At 62.6% G+C, this 8,440-nt stretch carries 9 protein-coding genes and 2 pseudogenes; 8 read left to right on the top strand and 3 right to left on the bottom strand.

The window, feature by feature from the left end:
• Window positions 1–349: 349 nt before the first annotated feature.
• Window positions 350–760 carry a CBS domain-containing protein gene (locus tag PG883_RS21595; RefSeq protein ID WP_010675511.1) on the bottom strand — a complete coding sequence of 137 codons (411 nt, stop codon included), beginning with the start codon at window positions 758–760 and terminating at the stop codon, window positions 350–352.
• Between the two features lie 147 nt (window positions 761–907).
• Between PG883_RS21595 and PG883_RS21590 the strand changes: the two genes are divergently transcribed.
• From PG883_RS21590 to PG883_RS21580, 3 genes are read left to right on the top strand one after another with little or no spacing between them, the layout of a single operon-like run.
• The gene (locus PG883_RS21590; RefSeq protein ID WP_266110012.1) at window positions 908–2,818 is read left to right on the top strand and encodes an ABC transporter ATP-binding protein; all 1,911 of its coding nucleotides are present in this window, start codon (window positions 908–910) and stop codon (window positions 2,816–2,818) included.
• Complete coding sequence (locus PG883_RS21585) at window positions 2,811–3,272, top strand: DUF2390 domain-containing protein (protein ID WP_199769604.1); 462 nt, start codon at window positions 2,811–2,813, stop codon at window positions 3,270–3,272. The genes PG883_RS21590 and PG883_RS21585 overlap by 8 nt, the downstream gene beginning before the upstream one ends.
• Window positions 3,266–4,120: a 23S rRNA (adenine(2030)-N(6))-methyltransferase RlmJ gene (locus tag PG883_RS21580; protein WP_270808104.1), complete on the top strand. Its 855-nt coding sequence runs from the start codon at window positions 3,266–3,268 to the stop codon at window positions 4,118–4,120. Before PG883_RS21585 ends, PG883_RS21580 begins: the two co-directional genes overlap by 7 nt.
• Window positions 4,121–4,170: 50 nt before the next feature.
• On the opposite strand, the gene PG883_RS21575 is transcribed toward PG883_RS21580, so the two are convergent.
• Window positions 4,171–5,100, bottom strand: coding sequence for a LysR family transcriptional regulator (locus tag PG883_RS21575; protein WP_270808102.1), 930 nt, complete (start codon window positions 5,098–5,100; stop codon window positions 4,171–4,173).
• Window positions 5,101–5,209: 109 nt separating this feature from the next.
• On the opposite strand from PG883_RS21575, the gene PG883_RS21570 reads away from it, so the two are divergent.
• Complete coding sequence (locus PG883_RS21570; protein WP_270808100.1) at window positions 5,210–5,809, top strand: FMN-dependent NADH-azoreductase; 600 nt, start codon at window positions 5,210–5,212, stop codon at window positions 5,807–5,809.
• 116 nt (window positions 5,810–5,925) lie between these two features.
• Here the strand turns inward: PG883_RS21570 and PG883_RS21565 are convergent, their stop codons facing one another.
• Complete coding sequence (locus PG883_RS21565) at window positions 5,926–6,147, bottom strand: hypothetical protein (RefSeq protein ID WP_223925211.1); 222 nt, start codon at window positions 6,145–6,147, stop codon at window positions 5,926–5,928.
• Between the two features lie 180 nt (window positions 6,148–6,327).
• Between PG883_RS21565 and PG883_RS21560 the strand changes: the two genes are divergently transcribed.
• The 4 genes and pseudogenes from PG883_RS21560 to PG883_RS21545 all read left to right on the top strand — a co-directional run.
• Entirely contained in the window at window positions 6,328–6,696 is a 369-nt protein-coding gene (locus tag PG883_RS21560; RefSeq protein ID WP_048206987.1) for a DUF2061 domain-containing protein, read from the top strand.
• Window positions 6,697–6,806: 110 nt separating this feature from the next.
• A pseudogene (locus tag PG883_RS21555) lies at window positions 6,807–7,399 on the top strand (MliC family protein).
• A 381-nt stretch (window positions 7,400–7,780) separates the two neighbouring features.
• On the top strand, window positions 7,781–8,209 hold the full coding sequence (locus tag PG883_RS21550) for a VOC family protein (RefSeq protein ID WP_270808094.1): 429 nt from the start codon (window positions 7,781–7,783) through the stop codon (window positions 8,207–8,209).
• A gap of 105 nt (window positions 8,210–8,314) precedes the next feature.
• Window positions 8,315–8,440: pseudogene (locus PG883_RS21545) on the top strand (IS5/IS1182 family transposase); the annotation flags it as partial.

Here is an 8,440-nt window from a genome sequence, read left to right as displayed (position 1 = left end):
CTCTTGCGGCGGAGCACCGTTGGAGGTGATCAAGCAATACATTCAAAACCAGCGGGGCTGACGCCCCGGCGAAATTCCCCTCCCACCTACGTCGGAGGGAGTCCCCTTTCGTATTTAAGATGGGAACTGAAGCGGCGAACGATTAATTATAAAAGCGTCAATTCGAGCTGACGCCGCGACATATAGTGTCACATGAAATGACATCGATAGAATTTATGACCACAAAAATCACTTTTACAACATAAGTGAACTGAAATATTTGATTAATGCAGTTTAATACTTCGACAAGGCGAGAAGCAGGGAAGCCCTGCCGGGCGACACGGGCTCCCCGCACACCTTCCCCGCCCCGTCAGACCGGCTGCCAGCCGCGCATGACCCTCAGCAGGTCCTTCCAGCTCACTATGCCCACCAGGGCGCCGTTTTCCAGCACAGGCAGGCAGGAGATCTGGTGCTCCAGCATGAGGCCGGCGGCCTCTTTCAGGGAGCGTTCGGGGGAGACGGTGATGGGTTCACGGCTCATGATCTGGTGGGCGCGCCGGTTGAGGGTCTCGGTGTCCCGGTTCATCTCGGCATCCGTGTCCAGATAGGGGCTGATGGCACGCAGCAGATCCCGGTCCGAGATGACCCCCACCAGCTCCTCTTCTTCCACCACCAGAAGGTGGCGGAAATGGGCCTGCTCGAAGATCTCCTTGATGACGCTCAGCCTGTCATCCATGGAAACGGTCGCGACCCGGGTCGTCATGATCTCTTTAATCAACATGGTCAGCCTCCTGCCCCCCAGATGTCTCTGTTATGACACGTTTTTCCGGCGGCAGCCATCCCCCCCGCCCTCAAGTGCAAATTTGTGTCATTTCACGTAAGATCCGCGCCAGTTTCTCTCCTTCAATCGAGCCAAGCAGACCCATCCATGATAGTTGCCAGTCAAATCGAACTGATCCGCGGCGGCCGCACGCTGCTGGACAACGCGTCCGCCACCATACACCCCGGCCACAAGGTGGGCCTGGTGGGCAAGAACGGCTGTGGCAAGTCCACCTTCTTTGCGCTGGTGCGGGGCGAGCTGGCCATCGACAACGGCAGCTTCAGTCTGCCCGCCGGCTGGCAGATTGCCGGCGTGGCCCAGGAGACCCCGGCGCTGGACTGCTCCGCCCTGGAATACGTGATCGACGGCGACAAGGAGTTCCGCGCCCTGGAGGCCGAGCTCGCCCAGGCCGAGGCGGATGACAACGGTCTGCTGGTGGCCGAGCTGCACGGCAAGCTCGATACCATAGGTGCCTACAGCATTCGCGCCCGCGCCGCCGAGCTGCTGCACGGTCTGGGTTTTGGCGGCGATCAGCTCGACTCGCCGGTCAAAAGCTTCTCCGGCGGCTGGCGCATGCGCCTGAACCTGGCCCAGGCGCTGCTCTGCCGCTCCGATCTGCTGCTGCTGGATGAACCGACCAACCACCTGGATCTCGACGCCGTCATCTGGCTGGAGAAGTGGCTCAAGGGCTATCAGGGCACGCTGGTGCTCATTTCTCACGACCGCGACTTCCTCGACTCCGTGGTGAATCGCATCATCCATATCGAGAACGGCAAGCTCAACGAATACAGCGGCGGCTACTCCGACTTCGAACTGCAACGGGCCGAGCACCTGGCCCAGCAGCAGTCCATGTACGAGAAGCAGCAGCGAGAGATGGCCCACATGCAATCCTATGTGGACCGCTTCCGCTACAAGGCCTCCAAGGCCCGTCAGGCCCAGAGCCGCTTGAAGGCCATGGAGCGGATGGAGAAGATCCTGCCCGCTCACGCCGACTCCGAGTTCAGCTTCGAGTTTCGCGAGCCCTCCGCTCTGCCGACCCCGCTCATCGCCATGGAGAACCTCAGCGCCGGTTACGGCGACAAGGTGATCCTGGAGAAGATCAAGCTCAACCTGGTGCCGGGGTCGCGCATCGGCCTGCTCGGTCGCAACGGCGCGGGCAAGTCCACCTTTATCAAGATGCTCTCCGGTAGCAACCCGCCGCTGTCGGGCAAGCTGGAGGTGAGCGCCGGGGTGAGCATCGGCTACTTCGCCCAGCATCAGCTCGAGACCCTGCGCCTCGATGACAGCCCCCTCGATCACCTGGTGCGCCTCGCGCCGGACAAGACCGAGCAGGAGCTTCGCAACTACCTCGGCAGCTTCGGTTTTCACGGCGACAAGGTGCTCGACAAGGTGGCCCCCTTCTCCGGCGGTGAGAAAGCGCGTCTGGTGCTGGCCCTCATCACCTGGCAAAAGCCCAACCTGCTGCTCCTGGATGAACCGACCAACCACCTGGATCTGGAGATGCGCCACGCCCTGACCATGGCCCTGCAAGGGTTCGAGGGCGCCATGGTGGTGGTCTCTCACGACCGTCACCTGCTGCGCACCACCACGGATGATTTCTATCTGGTCCACGGCGGCCGGGTCGAGCCCTTCGACGGGGATCTCGACGACTACCACAAGTGGCTCGGCGAGCAGGAGAAAGAGGCCAATGCCAAGCCGGCAGATGGCACCGTCTCCGCCAACTCGGCGGTGGCGCGCAAGGATCAGAAGCGCCTTGAGGCCCAGTTCCGGCAAGCAACCCGGCCGCTGCGCCAGAAGCTCGAGAAGCTCGAGGCCAGCATGGAGAAGCTGCAGGCCAAGCTGGCCGCGGTGGAAGAGCAGCTGGCCGATCCCGCCATCTATGAAGAGAGTGCCAAGGGCAAGCTCTCCGAGCTGCTCAAGTCCCAGGGCCCCCTCAAGGAAGAGCTGGAGCACGTCGAGCTGGAGTGGATGAGCCTCTCCGAGGAGCTGGAAACCATGGAGCAGGCCTTCTTTGCGTGATGAAGCCTTGATGGCCAGCGAGCGGGTCAGCCCCGACGCCCTGCCCACCCCTTCCGAGTTCTGGACATGGAGCACAGGCGCCTATGGCCAGCGCAGCCAGGACTGGCTCCACGTGCAAAGCATGGGGGGCAACGTCAACCTGGCGCTCCTGCTGTACCACCTCGACCTGCTCCGGATCCCGGTCGACCTCACGGACTTGCAACCGGCCCTGGTACAGACCGAGGCGGTGCTGCTCCCCTGGCGCACCCTGCGCCAGCAGGCCAAGTCACGGGTGGGAACCGAGGAGTACCAGACCATGCTGGCCCACGAACTGGAGCTGGAGCGGCTGCAACAGGGGGTCTTGCTGCAGACCCTGCGCACCCTCGCCCTGTTTCGCGGCGACAGCCGCAACCTGTTTCACTATCTATCGTTACTGGGTGCCCAGCAGGGCCCCCTCAGAGATCTCATATGCTGAGCTACCGCCACGCCTTTCACGCCGGCAACCACGCCGATGTGCTCAAACACGCCGTCCAGGCCCTGATCATCGAGTCCCTCAAGAAGAAGGAGAAACCCTTCATCGTGCTGGACACCCATGCCGGCGGCGGTCTCTACGACCTGCGCGGCGACTGGTCCCAGAAGAAAGCGGAATACGCCGACGGGATCAAACGCCTGTGGGATGAGCGGGCCCAGTGGTCTGCCATGGCCTCCTATCTGGGTGTCATCGAGGAGATGAACAGCGATGGTCAGCTGCACTACTACCCGGGTTCCCCCGAGCTGTCCCGCCGCCTCATCCGCGATCAGGACAAGCTGGCGCTGATGGAGCTGCACAACAACGAGGTGGAGGATCTTCGCGCCAACATGGGGTACGACCCCCGCGTCGCCGTCCACCATCGCGACGGCTTCGAGGGGCTGGTCGCCCTGCTGCCCCCCACCCCGCGCCGCGGCCTGGTGCTCATCGACCCGCCTTATGAGCTCAAGGAAGATTACTTCGCCGTGGTCGATACCCTTAAAAAAGCGCAAAAGCGCTGGGCCACCGGCATCTACGCCCTCTGGTATCCCATCCTCGGGCAAGAGGCGGACAAGTCCCGCGACATGCTCAAAGCGATCAAGCGCGAGAACTTCGGAAACGTCCTGGTGGCCGAGCTGGAAGTGGCCGGCCAGACTGCCGATTGGGGCATGAACGGCTCCGGTATGCTCATCGTCAGCCCCCCCTGGATGCTGGACGAGCAGATCGAGGCCTTCTTGAAACCCCTGTGCGCCAAGCTGGCCCAGGGCCCCGGCGCCCAGTACAGGGTGGAGTGGCTGAGCAAGGCCGAGGCCTGATCCTCGGAACCACAGAAAATGGGGAAGGGCCTGCCACAGCAGGCCCTTTTTCATTGGGACAGATGACCCGGCCCGCTCACGCTGGCCAGCCGCTCGGGCAGGCGGCTCGCCAGCCAGTCGATGGCGAGCCGGGTCTTGAGGGGCAGATGCGGACCACGGGGCCAGAGGGCGTTGATGGGATAGCGCCGACCCGGCAATCGGGCCAGCAGCTCGCGCAGCTCGCCCCGCTCAAGGTGAGGCCGCGCCAGCCAGGTCGGCAGCCAGGCGAGACCAAAGCCCGCGATGGCCGCCTGGGTGATGGCGTTGAGATCGTCCATCTGCAACCGCCCTCTGGGCTGGACCTCGCGCCATGCCTCGGCCTCCTGCCACCACCACGACAGCACCCGCCCCTGGCGCAGATAGGCGATGCACTCGTGATCCGGTAACTCGGCCAGGGTCACAGGTTCCCCCCGCTCGGCCAGATAGGCGGGCGAGGCGCAAAGCGTCATGCCGTGCTCCCCGAGCCTGCGCGCCGCCAGATCCAGGCTGTCCGGCGGCTCTGCGTTGCGGATCACCAGATCCACCCCCTCCTCCACCAGATCCACCTTGCGGTCGCTGAACGACAGTTCCAGGGCCAGCCCGGGATGCGCCTTCGCCAGCGCCAGCAAAATGGGGGCCACGCACTGCTGGCCGAACAGCACCGGCATGGAGACCTTCAATCTGCCGTTGAGGGTGAGCTTGTTGCTGGCCAGCACCGCTTCCCCAAGACGCACCTCCTCCAGCGCCCGCAGGCAGTGGCGATAGAAGAGCGCCCCCTCCTCGGTCAGGCTCTGGCTGCGGGTGGTGCGATGAAACAGTTGCACGCCGAGACGCAGCTCCAGCCGCGCCACCCCCTTGCCCACCGCCGAGCGGGTGAGGTGAAGCCGCTCCGCCGCCTGGGCGAAGCTGCCCGCCTCCACCACGGTGGCGAAGAGATCGATGCCGTTGAGCGTGTTTGCCATCTATTGCATACATTTTGGAACCAATATGGCGAAATACTATCAGCACTGCGGAAAAAAATAACTGGTAAGCTCCCTTCATTCTTCACACGTTTCAGATGGAGTTCCCCTCATGAGCCAGATCCTGCTGCTGCAATCCAGCCTCAACGGCCCCGCATCCCGCACCAACCAGTTGATGGAGCGCTTCCTGCAAACACGCCGGGAGCAGGGCCATCAGGACCAGGTGGTGGTGCGCGACCTGACCGCCCTCGACTTGCCCGTCCTCGACAGCCCGTTGTTTCACGCCCTGCGCGGGGCTGAACCGGCCAATGAGGCCATCCGGCAGGCGGTGGCGCTGTCGGATCGGCTGATTGCCGAACTCAAGGCCGCCGACCTGCTGCTGATCGGCGCCCCCATGTACAACCTCAACGTGCCGACCCCCCTCAAGAACTGGTTCGATCTGGTGGCGCGGGCCAGGGTGACCTTCCGTTACACCGACACCTACCCCATGGGGCTGGTGGAGGGGGTCAACGCCCTGGTGTTCAGCAGCCGCGGCGGCGTGCATCAGGGACAGACGACAGATGCGGTCACACCCTACCTCCAATCCGTGCTCGGCCTGATGGGCATCGCGCAGGTGGAATTCGTCTACGCAGAGGGGATGGATCTGCACCCCCACGGGGCGGAACAGGGAATGCGCGAGGCCCATGCTCGGATCGCTGGCCTCGGCAGGTAGGGCCATCACCCGATCTTGCCCCTTCCAACCGGCCACCTGCTGCGCGGGACATTCCAAGTAAAAAAGCCCCGCAAGGGGCTTTTCTATGACTGCTGCAGTGGCGGCTGAGGGACTAGCTAGGCTTGCCTGGCATTGGGGCCTGCGGGCATGTCCCGCCACAGCGCCAGAATGAGCAGCGCCAGCAGGGCAAAGGGCGGCACCAGGCAGAGCAGCACGCACAGGAAGGTGACAAGCCCCGGGTGGCGGCTCTTGCGCCGGGCCAGTCGCCAGGCCACCACACCGACGACAATCATCAGCAGCAGCATGAAGAGAACAAACAGGTTGGAGTTGATGGTCATGAAAGCTCCTTTTTCATGGCAAAAGGCACACTCTAGCGCCGTTGCGGTCCCGGGCAACTCCCAATCTGGTGGGGCCTCCCCCGGTCGATAGGCATTTTCTATTCCGCCGATAGATGAGAATAGTTTTCATTTGATGGGATTCTAGGTGATACTGCCTTCATCGCCAGAGGAGACACCACCATGAAAAAGACCATCAGCTTCGCCATCCTGCACTTCAGTGTCGCCTTCACCGTGGCTTACCTGCTGACCGGCGAACTGCTCACCGCCAGCCTGATCGCCCTCATCGAGCCCGCCGTGAACACGGTCGCCTTCTACTTCCACGACCTTGGCTGGCACAAGCTCAAGCCTGAGCACAGCCTGCAGGCCAAGACCAGCAGCTTCGCCCTGGTCCACTTCTCGGTGGCCTTCGGTGTCGCCTACCTGCTGAGTGGTGAGCTGCTCACCGGCGGCGTGATGGCACTGATCGAACCTGCCATCAACACCGTCGTCTTCTTCTTCCACGAGCGGCTGTGGCGTAGCCGCCAGACCTTGGCGCTGGCCGGCGTCTGATTGCCATGCAGGGCCGCCCGGCACCCAAAAACACGGGGTGCTCCTGCCTCCTTCGGGTGTAAAGTGTGCTCTGATCACGGGGCATCACGCCCCCTGTTGGAGCCCTGTCGATGAACAAGATCTTGCTTGGAACCCTGCTGTTTTCCCCTCTGCTGGCCGCGGCGGCCACCCCGTCCTTCGAGTGCGCCAAGGCGAAAGGCGCCGCCGAAACCCTCATTTGCAAGGATGCCGGACTGGCTGCGCTGGATAACGAGCTGTCAGCCCTTTATCCCAAGGCGATGCCGGGTTCTCCCCCGAGCAGCAGAAGAGCGAGCGCGCCATCCAGCGCGGCTGGATCAAGGGGCGCAACGACTGCTGGAAGGCGGGCGACCTGCGCCAGTGCGTGGAAGAGAGCTACCAGTTGCGGATCACCGAGTTGCAGATAAAAGGCGGCCAACTGAGGGTGCCGACGCCGATTGATTACCAGTGCGGCAAGAGCCTCACCCTCTCCACCTACTTCTACAACGAGGCCAAGCGGCCCGCCGCCATGATCAATCTGAGCGAGGGGAACGACCAGCAGCAGGTGCTCGCCTATGAGACCCCCAGCGCCAGCGGCGCCCGGTACGAGGGACAAAACCTCACCTTCTGGACCAAGGGGAGCGACGCCATGCTGGAGCGCTACGGTCAGCCCACCCTCAACTGCAGCGAGATCCCGGGCAACTGATCCCCCGCCCGGCCAGAGGCCGGGCAACCACTCCCGTACAGGCAGCAAGAGGGTCACCAGTTGGTGGCCACTCGCCCCCCTTTTACCTATGCCCAGCCCTCTCTCGCCAATCAAGCCCGGACGCCAGGCTTTCGGACTGGCCTCCATTTGTTGATCTTGCCCGGCAATTCGCCATTTCCTCCTTTCCCTTCGCTCGCGGGCCGTTAATATAGCCAATTGGCAACACACGCCTCGTCGGAGTCTCCTATGAGCCATGCCAACCACGCCCTTTTGGTCAATCGCAGCAAGCTGGAAGCTGACATTCAGGGCGGTAGCGTCGCCAAAGGGCACAACCGGCAAGAGGTAAATGACTGATTCAACCATGTCGAGTGGAGTGAATGTATGGAAACGCACACACTACATCGGGGTCGGCTGATCGACCATCTCCAGCTGGTGGTGAAAGACCTGACCGACAGCGAGCGCTTTTACAGGGCCATACTGGCCACCCTCGATGTGCCAATCGGCGGCGCGGGTGAGGGTTACTTCTGGGCTGACGAGCTGTTTGTCACATCCATCGACAGCCCGGCAGCGCTCGGCGCACTGACCGGTCGCCATCACCTCGCCTTCCAGGCGCAGGACCGCGCCACAGTCGATCGCTTCTATCAGGCAGCGCTGGCCCATGGCGGCCAGGATAACGGCACCCCCGGCGAGCGGGTCTATCACCCCGGCTATTACGCCGCCTTTGTCCTCGATCCGGACGGCAACAATATCGAAGCGGTTTATCACGGCGAGGCAACGCGCAGTGCAGAGTCGGTGGAGATTCGGTTTTAGCAAGAAGGCGGAGTACTCCAAAAGGTGGGTGTCCTAAGGAAGGTGCGAACAAGTCCCTGATATGAGATCATGTTTGTCATCTGGAGCCATGGAACAGGGTTCATCATGAGTCATCAACTTACCTTCGCCGACAGTGAATTCAGCAGTAAGCGCCGTCAGACCAGAAAAGAGATTTTCTTGTCCCGCATGGAGCAGATTCTGCCATGGCAAAACATGGTGGAAGTCATCGAG

The sequence above is a fragment of the Aeromonas sp. QDB25 genome, from assembly GCF_027707725.1.
Taxonomy (GTDB): domain Bacteria; phylum Pseudomonadota; class Gammaproteobacteria; order Enterobacterales; family Aeromonadaceae; genus Aeromonas; species Aeromonas caviae.
Note: the sequence above shows the minus strand (reverse complement) of the source record. Positions and strands in the feature narration are given on the sequence as shown.

What these genes read in the sequence shown, in the direction of transcription:
- PG883_RS21550 (WP_270808094.1), top strand. Translation starts at nt 7,781, where the DNA reads ATGGAAACGCACACACTACATCGGGGTCGGCTGATCGACCATCTCCAG.
- PG883_RS21570 (WP_270808100.1), top strand. Translation starts at nt 5,210, where the DNA reads ATGAGCCAGATCCTGCTGCTGCAATCCAGCCTCAACGGCCCCGCATCC.
- PG883_RS21590 (WP_266110012.1), top strand. Translation starts at nt 908, where the DNA reads ATGATAGTTGCCAGTCAAATCGAACTGATCCGCGGCGGCCGCACGCTG.
- PG883_RS21575 (WP_270808102.1), bottom strand. Translation starts at nt 5,100, where the DNA reads ATGGCAAACACGCTCAACGGCATCGATCTCTTCGCCACCGTGGTGGAG.
- PG883_RS21580 (WP_270808104.1), top strand. Translation starts at nt 3,266, where the DNA reads ATGCTGAGCTACCGCCACGCCTTTCACGCCGGCAACCACGCCGATGTG.
- PG883_RS21595 (WP_010675511.1), bottom strand. Translation starts at nt 760, where the DNA reads ATGTTGATTAAAGAGATCATGACGACCCGGGTCGCGACCGTTTCCATG.
- PG883_RS21565 (WP_223925211.1), bottom strand. Translation starts at nt 6,147, where the DNA reads ATGACCATCAACTCCAACCTGTTTGTTCTCTTCATGCTGCTGCTGATG.
- PG883_RS21560 (WP_048206987.1), top strand. Translation starts at nt 6,328, where the DNA reads ATGAAAAAGACCATCAGCTTCGCCATCCTGCACTTCAGTGTCGCCTTC.